The organism is Bacteroides sp. D2 (assembly GCF_025147085.1).
Lineage (GTDB): Bacteria > Bacteroidota > Bacteroidia > Bacteroidales > Bacteroidaceae > Bacteroides.
Genome location: NZ_CP102261.1, coordinates 5,164,859 through 5,183,035 on the forward strand (window position 1 = coordinate 5,164,859; position 18,177 = coordinate 5,183,035).

21 protein-coding genes are annotated in these 18,177 nt (G+C 40.8%); 11 read left to right on the forward strand and 10 right to left on the reverse strand.

Annotation, left to right across the window (positions count from 1 at the left end; genetic code table 11):
- Positions 1 to 27: 27 nt before the first annotated feature.
- The 3 genes from fabD (at position 28) to sucD (ending at position 3,139) form a co-directional block, all read left to right on the forward strand.
- Complete coding sequence (gene fabD, locus NQ505_RS19095) at positions 28 to 915, forward strand: ACP S-malonyltransferase (RefSeq protein WP_004295871.1); 888 nt, start codon at positions 28 to 30, stop codon at positions 913 to 915.
- Positions 916 to 1,114: 199 nt separating this feature from the next.
- Complete coding sequence (gene sucC, locus NQ505_RS19100) at positions 1,115 to 2,245, forward strand: ADP-forming succinate--CoA ligase subunit beta (protein WP_004295869.1); 1,131 nt, start codon at positions 1,115 to 1,117, stop codon at positions 2,243 to 2,245.
- A 33-nt stretch (positions 2,246 to 2,278) separates the two neighbouring features.
- Positions 2,279 to 3,139 carry a succinate--CoA ligase subunit alpha gene (gene sucD / locus NQ505_RS19105; protein ID WP_004295868.1) on the forward strand — a complete coding sequence of 287 codons (861 nt, stop codon included), beginning with the start codon at positions 2,279 to 2,281 and terminating at the stop codon, positions 3,137 to 3,139.
- A gap of 110 nt (positions 3,140 to 3,249) precedes the next feature.
- Here sucD and NQ505_RS19110 read toward each other — a convergent pair whose 3' ends face one another.
- Positions 3,250 to 4,029 (reverse strand): DUF4396 domain-containing protein, encoded by a 780-nt coding sequence (locus tag NQ505_RS19110; protein ID WP_004303313.1) that lies wholly within the window; start codon positions 4,027 to 4,029, stop codon positions 3,250 to 3,252.
- A gap of 136 nt (positions 4,030 to 4,165) precedes the next feature.
- On the opposite strand from NQ505_RS19110, the gene NQ505_RS19115 reads away from it, so the two are divergent.
- Positions 4,166 to 4,339 carry a hypothetical protein gene (locus NQ505_RS19115; protein WP_004303314.1) on the forward strand — a complete coding sequence of 58 codons (174 nt, stop codon included), beginning with the start codon at positions 4,166 to 4,168 and terminating at the stop codon, positions 4,337 to 4,339.
- Between the two features lie 62 nt (positions 4,340 to 4,401).
- Here NQ505_RS19115 and NQ505_RS19120 read toward each other — a convergent pair whose 3' ends face one another.
- The 7 genes from NQ505_RS19120 to NQ505_RS19150 all read right to left on the reverse strand — a co-directional run bounded on the left by NQ505_RS19120 (position 4,402) and on the right by NQ505_RS19150 (position 11,279).
- Entirely contained in the window at positions 4,402 to 4,647 is a 246-nt protein-coding gene (locus tag NQ505_RS19120; protein WP_004295865.1) for an RNA recognition motif domain-containing protein, read from the reverse strand.
- 276 nt (positions 4,648 to 4,923) lie between these two features.
- Positions 4,924 to 5,646 carry a LytR/AlgR family response regulator transcription factor gene (locus NQ505_RS19125; RefSeq protein WP_008998275.1) on the reverse strand — a complete coding sequence of 241 codons (723 nt, stop codon included), beginning with the start codon at positions 5,644 to 5,646 and terminating at the stop codon, positions 4,924 to 4,926.
- Positions 5,643 to 6,704 (reverse strand): sensor histidine kinase, encoded by a 1,062-nt coding sequence (locus NQ505_RS19130; RefSeq protein WP_004295862.1) that lies wholly within the window; start codon positions 6,702 to 6,704, stop codon positions 5,643 to 5,645. The genes NQ505_RS19125 and NQ505_RS19130 overlap by 4 nt, the downstream gene beginning before the upstream one ends.
- On the reverse strand, positions 6,701 to 7,417 hold the full coding sequence (locus tag NQ505_RS19135; RefSeq protein WP_224440793.1) for a histidine kinase: 717 nt from the start codon (positions 7,415 to 7,417) through the stop codon (positions 6,701 to 6,703). The genes NQ505_RS19130 and NQ505_RS19135 overlap by 4 nt, the downstream gene beginning before the upstream one ends.
- 341 nt (positions 7,418 to 7,758) lie before the next feature.
- Positions 7,759 to 8,646, reverse strand: a complete 888-nt coding sequence (locus NQ505_RS19140; protein WP_008998276.1) for a DUF6268 family outer membrane beta-barrel protein — start codon at positions 8,644 to 8,646, stop codon at positions 7,759 to 7,761.
- 198 nt (positions 8,647 to 8,844) lie between these two features.
- Positions 8,845 to 10,347 carry a glutamine synthetase family protein gene (locus NQ505_RS19145; RefSeq protein WP_004295859.1) on the reverse strand — a complete coding sequence of 501 codons (1,503 nt, stop codon included), beginning with the start codon at positions 10,345 to 10,347 and terminating at the stop codon, positions 8,845 to 8,847.
- Between the two features lie 128 nt (positions 10,348 to 10,475).
- Complete coding sequence (locus NQ505_RS19150; RefSeq protein WP_004295858.1) at positions 10,476 to 11,279, reverse strand: DUF4846 domain-containing protein; 804 nt, start codon at positions 11,277 to 11,279, stop codon at positions 10,476 to 10,478.
- A 206-nt stretch (positions 11,280 to 11,485) separates the two neighbouring features.
- Here NQ505_RS19150 and NQ505_RS19155 point away from each other — a divergent pair, with 206 nt between their 5' ends.
- The gene (locus NQ505_RS19155) at positions 11,486 to 12,061 is read left to right on the forward strand and encodes a hypothetical protein (RefSeq protein ID WP_004295857.1); all 576 of its coding nucleotides are present in this window, start codon (positions 11,486 to 11,488) and stop codon (positions 12,059 to 12,061) included.
- On the opposite strand, the gene NQ505_RS19160 is transcribed toward NQ505_RS19155, so the two are convergent.
- Both NQ505_RS19160 and NQ505_RS19165 read right to left on the reverse strand, forming a co-directional pair.
- Positions 11,991 to 12,278 carry an aldo/keto reductase gene (locus NQ505_RS19160; RefSeq protein ID WP_074726660.1) on the reverse strand — a complete coding sequence of 96 codons (288 nt, stop codon included), beginning with the start codon at positions 12,276 to 12,278 and terminating at the stop codon, positions 11,991 to 11,993. The genes NQ505_RS19155 and NQ505_RS19160 overlap by 71 nt on opposite strands.
- On the reverse strand, positions 12,275 to 12,439 hold the full coding sequence (locus NQ505_RS19165; protein WP_004295856.1) for a hypothetical protein: 165 nt from the start codon (positions 12,437 to 12,439) through the stop codon (positions 12,275 to 12,277). Before NQ505_RS19165 ends, NQ505_RS19160 begins: the two co-directional genes overlap by 4 nt.
- Positions 12,440 to 12,641: 202 nt before the next feature.
- Here NQ505_RS19165 and NQ505_RS19170 point away from each other — a divergent pair, with 202 nt between their 5' ends.
- The 6 genes from NQ505_RS19170 (at position 12,642) to NQ505_RS19195 (ending at position 18,140) form a co-directional block, all read left to right on the forward strand.
- Positions 12,642 to 13,529: a polyphosphate kinase 2 family protein gene (locus tag NQ505_RS19170; protein WP_004295854.1), complete on the forward strand. Its 888-nt coding sequence runs from the start codon at positions 12,642 to 12,644 to the stop codon at positions 13,527 to 13,529.
- Between the two features lie 73 nt (positions 13,530 to 13,602).
- Positions 13,603 to 14,313, forward strand: a complete 711-nt coding sequence (locus NQ505_RS19175; RefSeq protein WP_008998277.1) for a DUF169 domain-containing protein — start codon at positions 13,603 to 13,605, stop codon at positions 14,311 to 14,313.
- Positions 14,314 to 14,487: 174 nt separating this feature from the next.
- Positions 14,488 to 14,916 (forward strand): MauE/DoxX family redox-associated membrane protein, encoded by a 429-nt coding sequence (locus NQ505_RS19180; RefSeq protein WP_008998278.1) that lies wholly within the window; start codon positions 14,488 to 14,490, stop codon positions 14,914 to 14,916.
- Positions 14,917 to 15,128: 212 nt separating this feature from the next.
- Entirely contained in the window at positions 15,129 to 15,638 is a 510-nt protein-coding gene (locus tag NQ505_RS19185; protein ID WP_008998279.1) for a hypothetical protein, read from the forward strand.
- Positions 15,639 to 15,652: 14 nt separating this feature from the next.
- Positions 15,653 to 16,588, forward strand: a complete 936-nt coding sequence (locus NQ505_RS19190; RefSeq protein ID WP_004295850.1) for a DUF362 domain-containing protein — start codon at positions 15,653 to 15,655, stop codon at positions 16,586 to 16,588.
- Between the two features lie 7 nt (positions 16,589 to 16,595).
- Positions 16,596 to 18,140 carry a 4Fe-4S binding protein gene (locus tag NQ505_RS19195; protein ID WP_008998280.1) on the forward strand — a complete coding sequence of 515 codons (1,545 nt, stop codon included), beginning with the start codon at positions 16,596 to 16,598 and terminating at the stop codon, positions 18,138 to 18,140.
- The last annotated feature ends 37 nt before the right edge of the window (positions 18,141 to 18,177 follow it).

The following is an 18,177-nucleotide window of genomic DNA, read 5'->3' on the forward strand; positions in this document are numbered from 1 at the left end:
ATTAAAAATCAATTAAATAATAAAAATATGAAAGCATTTGTATTTCCCGGTCAAGGCGCTCAATTTGTAGGAATGGGTAAAGACCTGTATGAAAACTCAGCTTTAGCAAAAGAATTGTTTGAAAAAGCAAATGATATCCTCGGATATCGCATTACAGATATCATGTTCGACGGCACAGACGAAGATCTTCGTCAGACAAAGGTTACTCAGCCTGCCGTATTCCTTCACTCTGTTATCTCTGCTCTTTGCATGGGTGATGACTTCAAACCGGAAATGACTGCCGGCCACTCACTTGGTGAGTTCTCTGCATTGGTTGCTGCCGGTGCATTGAGTTTTGAAGATGGATTGAAGCTTGTGTATGCACGTGCAATGGCTATGCAGAAAGCTTGCGAAGCTACTCCTTCCACCATGGCTGCTATTATCGCATTGCCGGATGAAAAAGTAGAAGAAATCTGTGCAGCAGTAAATGCAGAAGGTGAAGTTTGCGTACCGGCCAACTACAACTGTCCGGGACAAATCGTTATCTCCGGCTCTGTACCGGGTATCGAAAAGGCTTGCGAACTGATGAAAGCTGCCGGAGCCAAACGTGCTCTTCCGCTGAAAGTGGGTGGTGCTTTCCATTCTCCATTGATGGACCCTGCCAAAGTTGAATTGGAAGCTGCTATCAAGGCTACGGAAATTCATACTCCTAAATGTCCGGTATATCAGAATGTAGACGCACTTCCTCACACTGATCCTGCAGAAATCAAAAAGAACCTGGTTGCCCAGCTGACTGCTTCCGTACGCTGGACACAGTCTGTTAAGAATATGGTTGCCGACGGTGCTACTGATTTTACAGAATGTGGCCCGGGTGCAGTACTTCAAGGACTGATTAAGAAAATTGACGGTACTGTCAACGCTCACGGTATTGCATAAGCATCCGTAAGAAAGACTTTATCTTTAAATATATGAAGCGTGTTGGTAACTATTGCCAACACGCTTTTTTATATTAAGCCTATTCATAGCATACGGATTAACATGTTGTATAACACCCCATTACTTTTCTTTTCCGGCAAACTTTCCGTATCTTGCTATTGTTTTTATTACAGGAATCATTTACTCAAATTTATGAGCCATGAAAATACATGAATATCAAGCGAAAGAGATTTTCTCCAAGTACGGAATACCTGTCGAGAGGCACACTTTATGCCGTACAGCCGCAGGTGTCATAGCCGCTTACCGGAGGATGGGAACAGACAGGGTGGTTATAAAAGCACAGGTATTAACCGGAGGCCGGGGAAAAGCCGGAGGAGTGAAACTGGTAAACAATACGGAAGATGCTTATCAGGAAGCTAAAAATATTCTCGGAATGAGTATTAAAGGACTTCCGGTCAATCAAGTACTGGTTAGTGAGGCGGTAGATATTGCTGCCGAATATTATGTCAGTTACACCATCGACCGAAATACACGTTCTGTCGTTCTGATGATGAGTGCATCCGGCGGTATGGATATCGAAGAAGTAGCCCGTCAAACACCGGAGAAAATCATCCGATATTCAATCAATCCATTTATTGGTCTTCCCGACTATCTGGCAAGGCGTTTTGCTTTCTCCCTCTTTCCTCAAATGGAGCAGGCGGGTAAAATGGCGGCCATCCTTCAGGAACTTTATAAGATCTTCATGGAAAATGATGCATCATTAGTGGAAGTAAATCCGCTGGCACTAACCAAGAAAGGTACGTTGATGGCTATTGACGCAAAGATTGTTTTTGATGACAATGCGCTCTATCGCCATCCGGAGGTACATGCTTTATTTGATCCGACGGAGGAAGAAAGAATAGAAGCAGACGCTAAAGATAAAGGATTCAGTTATGTCCACATGGATGGTAACATCGGTTGTATGGTAAATGGTGCCGGACTCGCTATGGCTACTATGGACATGATTAAACTTTATGGAGGTCAGCCAGCCAATTTTCTCGACATTGGTGGTAGTTCCAATCCTGTCAAGGTAATTGAAGCCATGAAACTTTTATTGCAGGATGAAAAAGTGAAAGTGGTCCTGATTAATATTTTTGGAGGAATCACCCGCTGTGATGATGTAGCAATGGGGCTTCTTCAGGCATTCGAGCAGATAAACAGTAATATACCTGTTATCGTACGGCTTACAGGCACTAATGAGCATATCGGACGGGAACTGTTACGGAATTACAGCCGTTTCCAAATAGCCACAACGATGAAAGAAGCTGCTCTTATGGCTCTGAAAGCATAATAAGTACCCAAATCATTAATAAATAAAGCAATTATGAGCATATTAATAGATAAATCCACCCGCCTGATTGTACAGGGAATCACCGGGAGAGACGGGCTTTTCCACGCCAAGAAGATGAAAGAATACGGAACCCATGTTGTTGGAGGAACTTCTCCGGGCAAAGGAGGAACAGATGTAGACGGCATCCCCGTATTCAATACTATGTATGACGCGGTTGAACAAACGAAAGCCAATACTTCTATCATTTTTGTTCCGGCACGTTTTGCGGCAGATGCCATTATGGAGGCAGCAGATGCGGGCATCCGGTTAATTGTCTGTATTGCGGAAGGAATCCCCACGCTGGATGTAATTAAGGCGCACCAGTTTGTCGAACAAAAAGGTGCTATGCTGATCGGCCCCAACTGTCCGGGACTGATCTCTCCGGGAAAAAGCATGGTAGGCATTTTACCGGGACAGGTCTTTTTAGAAGGAAATGTCGGAGTTATCAGCCGTAGCGGAACACTTACTTACGAAATTGTGTATCACTTAACGGCGAATGGCATGGGACAATCCACTGCTATCGGCATCGGGGGTGACCCTGTTGTAGGTCTTCATTTCCGTCAACTGCTGGAGATGTTTCAAAATGATCCGGAAACAGAAGCGATCGTCCTGATTGGAGAGATTGGAGGAAACGCAGAAGAACAAGCGGCTGAATATATCCGCAATAATGTAACCAAACCTGTAGTGGCATTTATTGCAGGACAATCAGCTCCTCCGGGGAAGCAGATGGGACATGCAGGAGCTATCATTTCGGGAAGTTCCGGTTCGGCAAAAGAGAAGATTGAATCTTTAGAAGCTGCCGGTATCCGGGTAGCACAAAAACCTTCGGATATACCGAAATTATTGAAAAGATAAACTCCCAAAGAGAAAGAAAAGACAAAAGTAGTCATATCATAACAGATGCAGATTCACTCCCTCAAATAAGTAATTACATACTTATCGTTTAGAGTAAATCTGCATTTATTTTACATACCTTTCTTTATACCTAATTTTATAAGAAGAGCATTCATAGGATATGCACAGAAGAAACCGAAAAGCATAGCCAACTGCATCATAAACCAGAATATCCATGTGTCTTTGGGTAATGGTTCATTGATGAACAATACAAAATAGACAATCGCCATCCAGCCATACATTCCTACCTGCCAGGATAAAAGAGAAAAGAAATCCGCTTTGAAAGCACGAGCCAAGGCATTACCTACCGATATTTTTTCCATCTCCCGAATAGCATAGAATTGGAAATAAACACCAATCATCAAAGCCAGAATAAAGTCAAGTACCCAATTACCAAAGAGCTGACTTCCTGCCACAGTTACAGGAACATAGTTTGTGAACCACTCTCCTATGATATCTGCCAATGTACATCCTGCACCACAATGAAGCGCCGACAAAGCTACCGATTGCCAATAAGGACGTTGCATTCCTTGCATCGACATTTCTCCCTGCATGGCCATATCCATCTCCATATTATCTTTCATACCGGACATATCCATTCCCTTCATATCAGACATATCTTTCATGCCAGACATATCCATTTTCATCCCATCATCCTCAGCTTTCATCGGACTACTCCGTCCAAACTTATTATACGCCCATAAAGCTAAATAACTTCCCCATAATGCAGATAATATCCAGACTGCATTCATTATCTTCATTGATTGCGGACGATGTGTCAGGTCTATGGCAATATGTACTGCAATTCCGATACCTGAACATACTAAGAAAACGGCTATTAAATTGAGCATGGCTGTATGTTTTTTAAAGATTCAGATTACAAAACATCCTTTATTTGTGAATAGTTCACCCCATTACTTTAATTTTATCCCGTCGAACTATTCCCTACACGAGTTGTTATCATTTTATAATCAAAACAATAGAATTATGAGCAGACGTAGACAATTAGAGCATGAAGTATCTGTTGCTCAAGAAAGAATAAAGAAAGCTGCAAAAGATACACCGAAGGATATCCTGAAATTATGGGAACAAGAGCTGGTAGACCTGGAATTGGAACTCAATAATATGGTGGATGATGAAGAAGATAACAATGAGGATTAACAGAAGAAAGGCGCGCTAGTTACCTAGTGCGCCTTTCTCTATTACTGTATATGTATTCAGTATTAATTCTTTGGCAATGCTTCTTTTACTACCATTGAACGACCTACATATTCTGCACCGTTCAATTGTTCGATAGCTTTAGCAGCTTCTGCATCATCCGGCATTTCGATAAACGCAAAACCTTTTGATCTTCTAGTTTCACGATCTGTGATTAACTTTACTGAAGCAACTGTTCCATACTCTTCCATTACATGTCTCAAATCTGATTCCTTAACATTATAGCTAAGATTTCCAATGTACAAATTCATAAAATACAAATATAAAAAATTAATAATTCAATAAGAAAGTTTTAGGAAGATCTTAATTAGAGATGGATATGCTCAAATAAATGAGAAGATTCATGTAAAAAAATCAAATCGTAATAAACCTCTTTATTGTTGTTGGTACAAAGGAAAGCATTATTTGGGGATATTGCACTATATTCTCTCCTTTTTCTTTCTGCAAAACATCTTTTTTATGAAAATAGGCCAATACTTAACGTTCTTATTCTTTTTATACCAAGCCATTCCATGTAAACTACCGGATTAGTCTTTCTGCAAATTCTTCGCTACAAATTCCTCAAAAAACGTTTTCTTATAGTTTCCACCTCCTATTCCTATCTCATAAGACTTAATAAAAATATCATTGGTATCAAAAGAGCCAATCCGTGAAGTATTGACAATATAGGACTTGTTTATCCGGAGAAACTGTTTAGCGGGCAGTTGCTCATGAATATTTTTCAGATTCATCTTAGTAATCACCCGCTGACCTTCCAATTGGAGAATGGAATAATCCTTTAGTCCTTCAATAAAAAGAATATCACTGAAGTTTATCTTGATATAGCGTCGTTCCGATTTGATGAAGATATATTCTTCCTGTATCTCCTCCACTCTTTCGGCTGTTTCCGACAATAACAGTTTATGATATGCTATTGCCTTATTGACTGCTTTCAGAAAACGGTTCATTTCAATGGGCTTCACCAGATAATCAATGGCACTTACTTCATAACTATCGAGTGCATATTCCGCATACGCCGTTGTAAAGACAATCAACGTATTCACGGGAATGCTTTGCGCAAATTCTATTCCGGTAATTCCCGGCATCTGAATATCAAGGAAAATCAGATCAACCGTATATTCATTTATATAAGCGGACGCTGCGATAGCATTATTAAAGCTACCCACCAATGTCAGTTGTGGAATCTGCTCCACCAATGACTTCATACCTTTGCGAGCTACCGGCTCGTCATCAACAATAATACAATTCATAAGTTTAGATGTAAGTTGACATTATAAGTTGTTTCTTTATCTTCTATCTGTAGCGTATACCGTGATTCATAAAGTAAATCCAGTCTGCGTTTCACATTGGCCAACCCTATTCCCCCTTCCCGCTTAACAGGAACACGGGGCTTAGAATTTTCGCAACGAAACGTCAACTGTTTATTATGCACAGAAAAATACAAGTGAACATAAGATAAATTGTCGCTATCCAAATTATGTTTCACCGCATTCTCTACAAAAGGGATAAACAATAACGGAGGAATACAGATATTCTCCATATTTCCCTCTTGAAAGATTGTATATTCAAAATGATCCCTTCTCACCTTCTCCAATTCAAGAAAGCTGGTGAGAAACTGTATATCTGCAGTAAGAAATACTTCTCTTCTTGTACTGTCATTCAACTGGTAGCGAAGTAGATTGTCCAGTTTCTCCAATATCTGTGAAGCCTCATCCGGAGCATCCTTTACCAAAATATTGGCATTATTCAGCATATTAAAAAGAAAATGCGGATTGATCTGTTTCTTTAATTGTTGCAATTCTGCCTGTTTAGTCGCCTTCTCCAATTCAAGAATCTTTTTATCGGAGACAACCCAACGGCGAAATAGTTCAAAGCTCGTACAGCCACCTGCACTTAATAGCAGTACTAATACTCCATAAGCAATACTATCAAAAGAAACAGCATGGTTATCCTGTATACAAAACCCACGAATACCGTATCGTTGATATAATGGAGACAGAAATATAAATCCTAATAATACACTCACTAAATTGACTCCGAGAAACGAAATCCAATAACACCATAACTTGCGCTTGGCTTTATACAGGAAACGGGGCACTAACCAATATATATTCAGATAGATAGGAAATGCAAAAACCAATATACTAACCGGATATGCATATAGGAAACCTTCTCTAGTAAAATCTCCATATACATTCTGAAAGCCCAAAAAGAGTATAATAAATAGCAATAGTAAATTACTGATAAGCCTGAAACGGTCATTTACCAGATTCTTCCCCCAATCGTATACATTCCAGGTATCTTTCATAATTCCAACATTAAACCAATGGTACACAGTGCCTCATCATTATAGCCACTTTTTAATTGATAACCTCCCGGATATAACAAGTCCAATCGTTGCCGTAACTTGTCAAAAGCAGGTGCTACTTGTAGACTTTCCTTTTTTCGCAGACAGTATGTACAAATAAATCGAAGCTGATTCTCTTCCATTTGAAAATCGATCCTTATATTTTCTCCCTTTCCATTCTCTCCACATACAGTTGTCTGAATCACATATTCTATCACAGGCATAAACAATAAAGGAGGAACTTGTATATAACGCACTTCATTCAGGATGTTGACTTCAAAATTAAACTCCGGATTACATAGTTTCTCCAACTTCATATAATCAGTCATAAAATCGATATCATCTCCCAACAATACCTGTTGCCGTTCACTTTCATAAAGTTGGTATCTAAGCAACCGACTTAATTTAAAGATAAGCAATGACGCCTTTTCTCCATCTTCTCCCAGCAAGGTTCGTACCTTATTCAATATTCTCGAAAAAAACTCCGGTTGGAGTTGATCTTTCAAATGATTTAGATCAGTCTGTATGCTAATATTCTCCAATTCATTTAATCGTTGTTGATAGGCCACCCAACGATGCAGAAAAATAGTAAAAGAAAAAGCCAGGAAATAGAGTATCAGTGCCAATGCATTTATCAACAGAAAGAAAGGGAGATCACTGTTTAGTCTTTGCATCTGTTCGGGTATAACATAATATTGCCCTAGAAAACAAATAGCACCAACCATGGCGGTCAGCATAAATCCAACAAGGCAACTCAAATATATGATATACTTTTTATATCTACGCTGAAACAGATAACCGGGAATTAACCAGTAAGTATGCAGATTTATGATTCCCCATAGAATGACAGAAAGTAAAAGACTAACTCCCGTAGAAAGATTTAGCCCTAAACTATCGCTTTCGACAAAAGTGCCTCTGAACACTAAAAAGGAGACTACAAGAAATATCCCAATTTGCTTCAGTAACGTATATAATAGTATCTTAACTGACATCAGGCGATAAAGTTACCATTTTTTTAGAACTTATACTTCATTCCCACCGAAACATACATTGCCGGTTTAAAATATGGATCAGTATCTTTAGACATATCTTCGAAGAAAGCCTTTAAAGTGCGGGTAGTGTAATAAGCTATTCTGCTACACGACACACCGGCAGTAGCAGTGATTGAAAAAGAATTCCCCATACTTACTTCCGGTTGTAAACCTACAATAATGAATTGCTGGGAAAACATAGTATCTTTTCCTTCTCTTTCCAACAATGCCAATGACCCGTTCATCTCTGCCACGATCCTTAGATTCAGATATTTATTCATTTTCATTCCTGCCGATACTTCCATGGCATTCAGCATCGAAACTTTAATTTGATAACGTCCTTCAGTGCTCCAATCAAAATAAATAGCAGGAAATACCATCGGATAACCAAATGTGTTGTTCACAGCCAATCCGGCCCCAAGAGATAAATTGGACTTGAACTGCCGGATGAAAATAACTCCTCCCTGTCCCAGAACATTCTTCAGTTTTACATCAGAAGAGGTATAGACGCCTGCACCGACAGTCGTCAACAAAAGCCATTTTTTGCTGATAGGGCGAATATTGGTTACGCTCAACTGCATATTTATAATTTGATCTATGTAAGATTGAAGATTCTTATTATTCATTGCCGTATAGCTTCCTCCTGCCGAAATCATCCAAAGAGTTGGCTGATTTCTTTCATTCATTTTCTGTGATACGGGAATATTGACGTTCCCTTCCACAAAGCACATATCCCCTTTCCCGGGATACTGTCCATTTTCATCTTTATATCGGGAAGAAGATATATACCCGGTTTTCACAGTAACCTGTGCCTGTATATTTTCAGGAAGTAATAGAAACAAGGCGAACGCACTTAACAAAATAATCCTCATTCTTTTATCTGTTTTAGGGTTTGAATGAGACAAAAGTAGAGTTTTACCGATCTGCGTAGAGAGTTTGTAGACCAAACCCGGCATTAAGTAGACCAAACCTGTAAATTTGTAGCCTGTTTGGTCTGAATGTATTATATAAAAAAATAAAAGACTACCTTTCAACCGAAGATAGTCTTTTATCCGTATATCATTTTTTAATTATCCACAATGGAAATACTTATGTACGAGATCTAACATCTCCATCGGCTTTCCTTCCAAATCCGCACGCAATGTTTTATCTTCATAACCACGAAGTCTGCGGATGATACCATCAATCATTGCCGGGCTGAATACATTATATTGTTCAAAGATTGCCCGTTGTTGTTGCAGGCAATCGGCAGAAGCTTCACAGCTATCCGGCAGTTGCGCCAGTGATTTCAGCTTATCTTCGTTTTCTTTCTGATGGATATTCACATTTACATAAGTTTTTTCAGCAATGTCCAGCGCATTTTCAATCTCAAAACCATGACGGCAGGCAACAGCCAAACCAGCCAACAGTTGATACAAATCTGCCGAACCATCCGGAGAACGCATTTCTACAGTCTGCTTCTGGCTGGTGTCAAAATGACTTTCAGCTTCCAACGGATTTGCCAATGTACACATATCTGTTTTTGCAGCCCATCCCAGAGGTACACGCACTAATACAGAGCGGTTACGATCTCCCCAACAAACATTGGTAGGTGCTTCCTGATGAGGAACGAGACGGAAATAAGAAGTAGGGTTGGTATTTCCAAAAGCAGTAATTGACGGAGCAAGCACCATCATTCCGGCAATTGCCTTGCGTGCTGTTTCCGACAAAACACCGTCTTTCAGCATCTGGTTCTTTCCGTCTTTCATGATACGCATGTGGACATGCAAGCCCGAACCTGCTTTACCTGCCGTAATCTTTGGAGCAAAGGTTACATTGTATCCATATCTAAATCCCAGGTTACGAATCACCCATTTGGCAATCATTAATTGATCTGCTGCCTGCGATACGGGAACCGGCAGGAATTCTATTTCATTCTGCTCATAGATATAACCATCCAGCGTAAAATTACCCACTTCGGAGTGTCCATACTTTATTTGCCCGCCTGTCTGTGCGATGTAAGACATACATTGAGTACGGAACTCATTGAATTTAGCATAAGGACCCGATTCGTGATAACCACGTTGGTCGGTTGCCTGAAACATACCAGTATCCGGAGCTATTACATAATATTCCAATTCGCCCATTGCCTGAAATTCCATTCCGGTAACTTCTGTAAAAGTTTTGCTTGCTTTGTAAAGAGTGTGTTCTGGTGCACTTTCGAGGGGTTCGCCGTCTTTATTGAAGAAAGAGCACAGCATAGACAGCGTCGGAATCTCGGCAAACGGATCAACGAATGCTGTGCAAAAACGGGGAATTACATAAAGGTCACTACTGCCCGCTTCTATAAATGAGAAAAGACTGGAACCGTCTACCCGTTCTCCACATGTGAGAATAGCTTCCAGATAAGCTTGATTGTTGATGACAAAGTTCAGAGTTTTCAGACGCCCGTCTCCCGCCGGATACATAAAATTAACCATGCGGATATCTTTTTGCTGGATAAATGAGATAATGTCAGCTTTTGTAAACTCTGAAGTTGTTTTTTGAAGGAATGCCACCAACTGGTTAGCATTCATTGATAAATCATAATTCATAATCGGTTGTTTTTCGTTGTTGTATGATTAAAACGGTTTGTTGAATGCCAAAGATAAGGAAAAGATGGAAAATCGAGTAAGAAAAGATTTAATTATTTCTTTGCTATGTTGCATTTATGTCTATTATCCTATTTAAAACGCTTCAGGTCTTTCTTCTCAAAAATCCATTCCGGAGTGTATAGTTTCCCTGCATCCGTTTCCGTCAGCTCGTACCAGGGAGAAAGGTTGCGGCTGGTTGGATTGACCAGGATATGAATCTGTTGGGCAGGCATATAGCTTTGTGCCAGGAGAAATACTTTCTTCCCGGTATTCGGATGAATGGCAACATCCATAACAATCACAGCATGACCGGGTGAACCACCTTTAATAAAGACATCCCCGGGTTGCAAGGAAGTATAAAGCACAGCTGGGAGTTCACGAGATAAAGAGGCAGTTCCGGCATACATAAAAACCATATCGAGATAGTTACGGAAAGTTTTATAGGAATAATCCACTCCCTTGCCCGAAGCATACCATTGAACCTGATTATCGTTGACTTTTATTCGATTTCCCTCCGCCCATTTCTTATATTCGGCAGTAAATCCACTTGTGAAGTTGAATTTTATGTCTGCATACCGTTTATGTTTCCACAGATATTCCGCCCGCAAGCGTATCACTGCATCGGCACACTGCTGCAAATCACGATTGCCTATCTCCATATCTACGACTGCAAATGCGGCTGCCTGATTGGCTTTTTCTTTTCCATTGTAAAGTAACACTTTACTGCCTTTAGGCAATAATGGCAAATTGCGCAAATAAGTTGTAAACGAATTATCGGAGCAGGTCTCTCTAACATATCCTGACGGAGGAGCGATTCTATCCGCAAGCCTCTCCTGTCCCCATGAGTGAAAGACTATGAGAAGCAAGCCTGCACATATTAACAAATACTTCATATCGGTTTTTCTTATTCCATATCCGGACAAATATAAGTAATTATTATTGAAAACGAAGTTGAATGTCTGTTTTTCTCCCGATTGAAGACGCTATCGTCTTAAAAATATGTAATATCGGATTCTGACTAAAACAAAGTGGCCTATACTCTCTTTTTTCTGTAAGAATAGTGCGAACTTTGTTTTCTACAAATTATAATAGTGTTTTTATGGAACAGGTGGTAGATTTAGCTTTGCCAGAATACTTTGAAAGAATATCCGCAGAAGCTACCTTTCAGGAGCAATTGTCCGTCATAGATATAGATAACTCCCGTCGTTCGCCGGTTCAAGTCAAAAACTATCCGATACGCTTAAAAGGCTATTCCCTCATCTTTGTTCTTTCCGGAGAAATTACAATAGGAATAAACTATTTATCGCATACACTGAAAAAGAACATGGTGATGCAGGTGTATCCGGATGATATTATAGAGCACACAGCTTATTCAGCCGATTTCAAGGGCTATCTCATCATTCATTCTGCTGAATTGAAAAAGGAAATAATGGCTATGACATCCGGCATCCGTCTGCAACAGGCGGGTCAGTTGAAGAAATTACATACCAGGCAAGAGTTGAGTGAGGAAGAAAGCCTGCGTTTGAGAAAACAGGTTGAACTCATTAAAAGTTATATTCCTGATAAAGAACACGTCTACCACTCTTATGTCATCAAGAATCAGATTATAAATCTATTCTTTGACCTTGATAACTGCCGCTGGCATAGGTATGGCGACGGAGAACGGCACCAATAGTATCTTCCACCGGGATGTGCGGATTGATGCGTGCTGGCTGATAGAGTTCAACGTAATCTGTGCCTAATCGTTTCAAAGTGTAAACCAGATAATTTTGTACGTTCTGCGGACGGACGTCAATACCATAGAACCGATCATCTGAAGTGAGCATTCCACCAAACTTGACGGCAATAAAAATGTCTCCGCGCTCCCGGGTTTTCAAAGCCTCGCGGATCACCAGTTCACTTTCTCCGTGACCATAAAAGTCAGATACGTAATTCCACTGTCTAGCGCGGCATGTATCGTGTCGACTCCCTGCTGAACGTCAGCCATTCTCATGGCACCCAGTCCGATACGCGAAAGGGTGATACCATTGATTTCTTTATTCAAATACTTCATTGTTTCTTTTATTATATAGTACTAATTCGATTGCAAATTTCGGATAAATTCCTTCATGATACCAGAGCAATATCCGTTCATTTTTGGTCATTATCCGTCAAGAAGCCTCTTTCTCATGAAATGTCTCAAACATACTGATTATAAAAACCAATTGACTGCCTCAACTGTTTAATTTAAATAGAACTATTAAAACTACCGTCACATGAAAAAGGATATTCTAAAAGACCTGCTGGCAAAGCCCGGAAAGAAACAGTTGGTATCGGATTTTGACTCGTCATTCACTGGCGATTTATCCAAGCAAGACGCTAAAGAACAACTGGCAAAGGATATTGAGAAGCTTTCGGAGCTGCAAAGTATGCTTTATGCGCAAGACCGGTATTCAATCCTGATTATCTTTCAGGCGATGGATGCTGCAGGAAAAGACGGGACTATCAAGCATGTGATGTCCGGCATTAACCCACAGGGATGCCAAGTGTATTCGTTCAAACAACCGTCTGCTGAAGAACTGGACCATGATTATCTCTGGCGTATCAATCGCTCTCTCCCGGAAAGAGGACGAATCGGCATTTTCAACCGTTCGCACTACGAAGATGTGCTGATTGCCAAAGTGCATCCGGAAATTATTCTATCCAACAAGTTACCAGGTGTCGAAACCATAAATGACATTGATCCCGACTTCTGGAAGCGTCGTTATCGACAGATCAACGATTTTGAACGCTATCTGACGGAGAATGGAACGATTGTCCTGAAATTCTTTCTCAATGTATCGAAAGCCGAACAGAAAAATCGATTCATGGAGCGACTGGACGATGCATCTAAAAACTGGAAATTCTCTTCGGCGGACATCAAAGAGCGTCAATTCTGGGAGGACTATATGAATGCTTATGCCGATGTACTGACGGAGACATCAACGGAACTGGCTCCATGGTATATAATCCCTGCCGATAATAAATGGTTCATGCGTTACGCAGTAGGACGAATTATTTGTGACCGGATGCAGCAATTGGATTTACATTACCCCAAACTGTCGAAAGAGGGATTGGAGAAGCTGGAAGAGTGTAAGAAAAGTGTATCAAACATTAACTTTTAAATCACTTGCACTTATCCTTTTTTATTCTAACTTTGTAGAAAGACCTACATAAAGAACCAAAATTGATAAGCTTATGGACATCCAAACTTTTATTCAAAATTTCAAAGAGGCATTCGGAGAAAATGCTGAATTGCCTCTTGTTTTCTGGTACTCGGACGAGCAAAAAGGAGAAACAGAAAAGATAAACGGTTGCTTCTTCAAAGGTATGAAGACGGTAAGAGATGGTGGTATTATCAGCCTGAATGCCGAGAACATCGGTTGTGGCGGCGGTAAATTCTATACTGGCTTCACCGAAATGCCCGAACACGTACCGACTTTCGTCTCCCTCAAGGAGAAATACAAACAAACCCCGGAACAGGTTATCGACTACATAGAGCAAATGGGCGTTTCCAGAACTGAAAACAAGTATCTTCATTTTGCACGTATAGATAAGGTAGAAAGCCTTGAAGAAATAGAAGGTGTCGTATTTCTGGCAAATCCGGATACGCTTTCGGGCTTGACCACTTGGGCTTTTTATGATAATAACGCAGCAGATTGCGTCGTTTCTACCTTTGGTTCCGGCTGTAGTGCTGTAGTGACGCAAGCCACGATAGAGAATCGTAAAGGAGGCAAACGCACTTTCCTCGGTTTCTTCGACCCATCGGTTCGCCCTCATTTCGAAGCTGACAAACTAAGCTATACCATACCTATGTCCAGATTTAAAGAGATGTATGAGACGATGCGCCAAAGTTGTCTATTCGATACGCATGCATGGGGAAAGATTAAAGAAAGAATGAACGGATAATCTCCCATAACGAAATTGCATATCATTATACAATTATCGGGACATTAGGTATGCTTATTCCGAACATACAAGGCTTCTCTTTCGTTGTTATAGGAAGAAACTGCCACTTGATACTGACAATTCATTATCAAGACAGATATTTTCTGAATATCAATCCTTGTTATACGAACCAATATGATTAAAAAAATAGATTATATATCCTTGTTTGCGCGCCTTGCGCTTGCTATCGGATTCTTGTCGGCAGTTGCAGACCGCTTAGGTTTATGGACTCCTTTGTTGGGAAGCGAAAATGTAGTTTGGGGCAATATGGAAAGCTTTACTACTTATACCGGAGTTTTGTTGCCATGGATCCCCAAATTTCTAATACCATTATTGGCATGGACGGCTACCATAGCAGAAACGATTCTCGGTATATTGCTATTAATAGGTTTCCAGAAACGTTGGGTCGCTCTTCTTAGCGGCATTCTATTATTGACTTTTGCATTCTCCATGTCGTTCTCCTTGAATGTGAAAGCCCCATTCGATTATAGCGTATTTGCAGCAGCTGCGTGTGCTTTCTTACTTTATAAAGAAAGTAAGGTAAAACAGGAAGAGTATTCATAATATATAAAGTGAAACAGGAAGTATAACAGAAAAGCGTAAATCAAAACCTGCGCGCTGGTGGCTCCCTGCCTGTCCTATTTTGTTTCCCGGTGTGAAACTTTCTTTTCCTACGGGATTAAAATAATATATCAGTCGGATTAAACCTTTTATCTGGAGAAAAGTCTTATTATTAATATATTATCGTTCTATTCAACATTAAAGTATCAACGAAAATGGAAACATCCGTCAAACTCTATTCGCTGAAACACAGCAATGTGAAAACCTACCTGTTCGCCTTACTATTCGTAGCGGGTAACATTGCACTTCCACAATTATGCCATCTTGTACCTTATGGTGGTCCTACCCTGTTACCTATTTATTTTTTCACGCTGATTGCGGCTTATAAATATGGTTTTCTTGTAGGATTATTGACTGCTATTCTTTCACCAGTCATCAATCATTTATTGTTTGCCATGCCCTCGGAGGCAGTACTTCCCATCCTATTAATCAAATCGTCCTTACTCGCCGGAGCTTCAGCTCTTGCAGCACGTACTATAAAATCGGTTTCATTACTGGCCATTCTTGGTGTCGTACTCACTTATCAGGTCATAGGCGTTGCATTTGAATGGGCCATCGTCGGAAGTTTCTACGAAGCAGTACAGGACTTCCGTATCGGTATTCCGGGAATGTTACTGCAATGGTTCGGCGGATACGCCCTCCTGAAAGTAATTGCCAAACTCTAAACTAATATAGAAAGATGGACAGAAGGGATTTTTTAAAAACAGTAGCTATCACCGGAGCCGCCTTGACTATACAGCGTTCGGAGGCTATGGAGGTGTTAACTCAAACAATCAATAAAGCAAACGGAAGCAATCCTGATCTGGTGGCCGTTATGGGCGGAGAACCCGAAGAGATGTTCCGCCGTGCCATAAGCGAACTGGGGGGTATGAAGCAATTCGTGAAACCGGGGCAGAAAGTGGTTGTAAAACCTAATATCGGTTGGGATAAAGTGCCGGAACTGGCAGGAAATACGAATCCGAAACTGATTGAAGAAATCGTCAGACAATGTTTTGCCGCCGGAGCTAAAGAAGTGGTCGTGTTCGACCATACTTGTGACGATTGGCAGAAATGCTACAAAAACAGTGGTATTGAAGCTGCTGCCAAAAAAGCCGGAGCCAAAGTAATGCCTGCACATCTGGAGTCGTATTACAAACCAATCGATCTGCCAAAAGGCAAAAAGATGAAGAAAGCCAAAGTGCACGAAGCGATTCTGGATTGTGATGTATGGATCAATGTTCCTATTCTGAAGAATCACGGAGGTGCCAATCTGACTATCTCCATGAAAAATCACATGGGGATTGTGTGGGATCGCGGATTCTTCCATCAGAACGATTTGCAACAATGCATCGCAGATATCTGTACATTACAGAAGAAAGCTGTACTCAACGTAGTAGACGCCTACCGGATCATGAAAACAAACGGTCCCCGGGGACGCTCTGCATCCGATGTTGTACTGGCAAAAGGATTGTTTATCTCACCGGATATTGTAGCCGTGGATACGGCTGCTGCCAAGTTCTTCAATCAAGTACGTGAGATGCCACTGGATACAGTAGGACATCTCGCCAATGGGGAAGCATTGAAAATAGGAACCATGAACATTGACAAATTGAATGTCAAGCGAATTAAGATGTAAAGCAACCATGTTAAGAAGGCTACGTATTGGAATATCAGCACTTTTATTTGTGCTGATTTCTTTCTTTTTTCTCGATTTCGCAGAAATATTACCGAACAGTTTTCATCGGCTGGCACATTTGCAATTTATTCCAGCCATCCTTTCACTAAGTATAGGTATCTTATTATTTCTCATTGTGTTAACGCTTTTATTCGGGCGTGTATATTGTTCTACAATCTGCCCTATGGGTATCTTGCAGGATGTGATTGCACGAATTTCCAAAGCAACGGGAAAAAAGAAAAAAAGATATAGTTACAGTCCTGCAAAAAACAAATTGCGCTGGGGTGTGCTCGGACTGACAGTGGTCGGGTTTCTATGTGGATTTACATTTATTGTTGGTTTGCTCGATCCGTACAGTGCGTATGGACGTGTAGTAGTGCACATATTCAAACCTATCTATATGCTGGGGAATAATCTGCTGGAATCACTCTTTGCCAGATTTGACAATTATACATTTTATCAGGTAGACACCTCCATCTTGAGCATTTCTTCCCTTCTCATCGCTATTATTACTCTTGCAACCATCTTTGTAATGGCATGGAAACATGGACGGACATGGTGCAATACGATTTGTCCCGTAGGAACAATATTGGGGTTATTGAGCCGCTTTTCATTATTCAAAGTCCGTATTGATACTGCCAAATGTAATGGATGCGGGCTTTGTGCCACCAAATGCAAAGCAGCTTGCATCAATAGTAAAGAACACGCTATTGATTATAGTCGTTGTGTAGATTGTTTCAACTGTTTGGGAGCATGCAAACAAAAAGCATTAGTTTACGCCCCTTCTTTAAAAAAACAGTCTGATGTAGAAACTCCTGCACCATCATCACCGGATTTGGATTCATCCAAACGCCGTTTTTTGGTCGCCGGTCTTGTTACTGCCGGAGCAACCCCCAAACTCATCTCCCAGGCCAAGGAATCTGTAGCAAGCCTGGAAGGTAAGAAGGCATACAAAAAGGAAAATCCGATCACTCCTCCGGGGTCTATCAGTCGGGAACACTTCCAACAGCAATGCACATCCTGTCATCTTTGTGTCAGCAAATGCCCTTCTCATATCTTGAAACCGGCTTTTATGGAATATGGCTTGGCAGGCATGATGCAACCTACTGTTAGCTTTGAGAAAGGATTTTGTAACTTTGACTGTACTGTCTGTGGAGATGTCTGTCCCAATGGAGCAATTCTTCCCATAAATGTAGAGCAAAAACATCTTACACAAATGGGATATGTTGTTTTCATCGAGGAAAATTGCATTGTTTATACTGATGGAACCAGTTGCGGAGCCTGCTCCGAACACTGTCCCACACAAGCAGTAGCGATGGTGCCGTATAAGGACGGATTGACGATTCCTCATGTAAATAAAGAAATATGTGTAGGTTGTGGAGGATGTGAATATGTTTGCCCAGCCCGTCCATTCCGTGCCATCTATATCGAAGGAAATCCCGTACAAAAAGAAGCAAAACCATTCAAAGAAAGCGAAGAGCACAAAGTTGAGATAGACGATTTCGGATTCTGACCGGCATGGTGCCGGAGCAGAGTTTCCATCCGTGTTT

What these genes read in the sequence shown, in the direction of transcription:
- NQ505_RS19130 (WP_004295862.1), bottom strand. Translation starts at nt 6,704, where the DNA reads ATGAAAGATACCTGGAATGTATACGATTGGGGGAAGAATCTGGTAAAT.
- sucC (WP_004295869.1), top strand. Translation starts at nt 1,115, where the DNA reads ATGAAAATACATGAATATCAAGCGAAAGAGATTTTCTCCAAGTACGGA.
- NQ505_RS19185 (WP_008998279.1), top strand. Translation starts at nt 15,129, where the DNA reads ATGGAAACATCCGTCAAACTCTATTCGCTGAAACACAGCAATGTGAAA.
- NQ505_RS19125 (WP_008998275.1), bottom strand. Translation starts at nt 5,646, where the DNA reads ATGAATTGTATTATTGTTGATGACGAGCCGGTAGCTCGCAAAGGTATG.
- NQ505_RS19140 (WP_008998276.1), bottom strand. Translation starts at nt 8,646, where the DNA reads ATGAGGATTATTTTGTTAAGTGCGTTCGCCTTGTTTCTATTACTTCCT.
- NQ505_RS19135 (WP_224440793.1), bottom strand. Translation starts at nt 7,417, where the DNA reads ATGCAAAGACTAAACAGTGATCTCCCTTTCTTTCTGTTGATAAATGCA.
- NQ505_RS19115 (WP_004303314.1), top strand. Translation starts at nt 4,166, where the DNA reads ATGAGCAGACGTAGACAATTAGAGCATGAAGTATCTGTTGCTCAAGAA.
- NQ505_RS19195 (WP_008998280.1), top strand. Translation starts at nt 16,596, where the DNA reads ATGTTAAGAAGGCTACGTATTGGAATATCAGCACTTTTATTTGTGCTG.
- NQ505_RS19155 (WP_004295857.1), top strand. Translation starts at nt 11,486, where the DNA reads ATGGAACAGGTGGTAGATTTAGCTTTGCCAGAATACTTTGAAAGAATA.
- NQ505_RS19110 (WP_004303313.1), bottom strand. Translation starts at nt 4,029, where the DNA reads ATGCTCAATTTAATAGCCGTTTTCTTAGTATGTTCAGGTATCGGAATT.
- NQ505_RS19150 (WP_004295858.1), bottom strand. Translation starts at nt 11,279, where the DNA reads ATGAAGTATTTGTTAATATGTGCAGGCTTGCTTCTCATAGTCTTTCAC.
- NQ505_RS19120 (WP_004295865.1), bottom strand. Translation starts at nt 4,647, where the DNA reads ATGAATTTGTACATTGGAAATCTTAGCTATAATGTTAAGGAATCAGAT.
- NQ505_RS19180 (WP_008998278.1), top strand. Translation starts at nt 14,488, where the DNA reads ATGATTAAAAAAATAGATTATATATCCTTGTTTGCGCGCCTTGCGCTT.
- NQ505_RS19165 (WP_004295856.1), bottom strand. Translation starts at nt 12,439, where the DNA reads ATGAAGTATTTGAATAAAGAAATCAATGGTATCACCCTTTCGCGTATC.
- NQ505_RS19170 (WP_004295854.1), top strand. Translation starts at nt 12,642, where the DNA reads ATGAAAAAGGATATTCTAAAAGACCTGCTGGCAAAGCCCGGAAAGAAA.
- sucD (WP_004295868.1), top strand. Translation starts at nt 2,279, where the DNA reads ATGAGCATATTAATAGATAAATCCACCCGCCTGATTGTACAGGGAATC.
- NQ505_RS19175 (WP_008998277.1), top strand. Translation starts at nt 13,603, where the DNA reads ATGGACATCCAAACTTTTATTCAAAATTTCAAAGAGGCATTCGGAGAA.
- fabD (WP_004295871.1), top strand. Translation starts at nt 28, where the DNA reads ATGAAAGCATTTGTATTTCCCGGTCAAGGCGCTCAATTTGTAGGAATG.
- NQ505_RS19190 (WP_004295850.1), top strand. Translation starts at nt 15,653, where the DNA reads ATGGACAGAAGGGATTTTTTAAAAACAGTAGCTATCACCGGAGCCGCC.
- NQ505_RS19145 (WP_004295859.1), bottom strand. Translation starts at nt 10,347, where the DNA reads ATGAATTATGATTTATCAATGAATGCTAACCAGTTGGTGGCATTCCTT.